The organism is Pseudoalteromonas sp. Isolate6 (assembly GCF_022398435.1).
Classification (GTDB): Bacteria; Pseudomonadota; Gammaproteobacteria; order Enterobacterales; family Alteromonadaceae; genus Pseudoalteromonas; species Pseudoalteromonas galatheae.
In genome coordinates, this window is record NZ_JAKEVK010000372.1 from 1 (window position 1) to 1,588 (window position 1,588).

The 1,588-nt window shown below is 42.3% G+C and carries 1 protein-coding gene; it reads right to left on the reverse strand.

All coding sequences use genetic code 11. From position 1 onward, the window contains the following. Window positions 1-1,549: cation:proton antiporter family protein (locus L1D50_RS22965; protein ID WP_239966928.1), on the reverse strand; the 1,549-nt coding region annotated here is incomplete at its 3' end. Between the last annotated feature and the right edge of the window lie 39 nt (window positions 1,550-1,588).

Below are 1,588 nucleotides of genomic sequence, written 5' to 3' on the forward strand. Positions count from 1 at the left end.
CATGCTCAGCAAAGCCGCTACCTGCTTCTAAGTAAAAGTTATAGGTAGAATTTACTCCCATCTCTTCTAATTCTTTTTGTTGATCTGGGTAGTTTGCAATCGCGGTTACTTGGCCGTTGTAACCTGAAGCTTTTAGCTGCTCTAATGCGTAAATATTCTGCATGTGTTTTGGCATAGCCAGCATCACCATTTCTACTTCAGAGTGATTTACACGTTGCCAAAAATCAGGATCGGTTGCGTCGGCGGTCAATACTCTGCGGCCTCTGGAAACATGTTTTTCAACCACCTCAGGCTTAATATCTACACCCGCTACGGTGTCTGGGAAGCTAGCCTGTATTGTTTCGTAAGCACCGGTTCCAATTCTTCCCATGCCAAATATTACGATTTTTGTATCGGTAAGATTGACGGGAAGCTCTTCTTCTAAGCGGTCTTGGCTCTCAAACTTTAATAGCCAAGGCTCTAATTTAACGTAGATCTCATTTGAACGCTTGTTTAGCGGAGAGGCAATTACAAAAGTGATAGAAACAGCGATCGCCACGACCGCTAACCAATCAGGAGCAACCGCACCAGAAGCAGATGCAACGGCACAGACAATGAGACCAAACTCGCTATAGTTGGTTAGCGTAAAAGCGCTCAAGAGTGACGTACGGGCACGCAGTTTAAACATATTGGTAAAGATGTAATAAAGCGATACCTTGATTGGTAGCACAAATACTAACAAGATAGCGATGAGTAACGCGTCTAAGGTAATGGTCGCGTTCAAACCAATATTCAAGAAAAATCCAACAAGTAAAATGTCTTTTACATTTAATAGTGACTTTGACAGCTCACCCGCCTTTTTATGTGGTGCGAAAATCATCCCCATAATAAGTGCGCCTAAATCGCCCTTGAGACCCGCAAACTCAAAGGCATGATAGCCTGCAACCAATGCAAAAAAGAAGCCAAAAAGTGGTAGCAACTCGCCATGTTTCGAGCGACTTAACACCCAAAACATAACTGGACGTACAAGGGGTAAAACTACAAGCAGTGCCAAAGCCCAAATATTTGGTACTTTGCCCGTACTCACGGCGAGAAAGATAACCGCAAAGATATCTTGCATGACTAAAATACCGATTGAGATTTTACCATGAAGGCTTGCCATCTCACCGCGCTCTTCTAATACTTTTACTGCGAAAACGGTACTGGAAAAGCTAAATGCAAAACCAACCAATAACGCACTTTGCCAGTCTAAGTCAGTAAATAAAGGTAGGCTCATTGCTCCTAGCATCAATGATAGGCTAGCGAAAAAAGCGGTGCTAGTAATGATGTGCATACTTGCTGGCGCCCAAACCTGAGGCTTTATTAGGTTACCAACTCGTAATTTTAAACCTATGCTAAAAAGTAGTAGTGTTACACCAAGATCAGCCAATTGGGTGAGTAAATCAGTGGTTTTGTGTCCAAGTAAGTTTAAAACAAAGCCAGCCATCAAAAAACCAATCAAAGGAGGAAGCTTTAATTGATAGACAGAAAATCCGCATGCGAATGCGACAGCAAAATAGAGCAGTTCCATAACTTCAAATTTTTATCCAAGATATGAGCAGTGTACCAA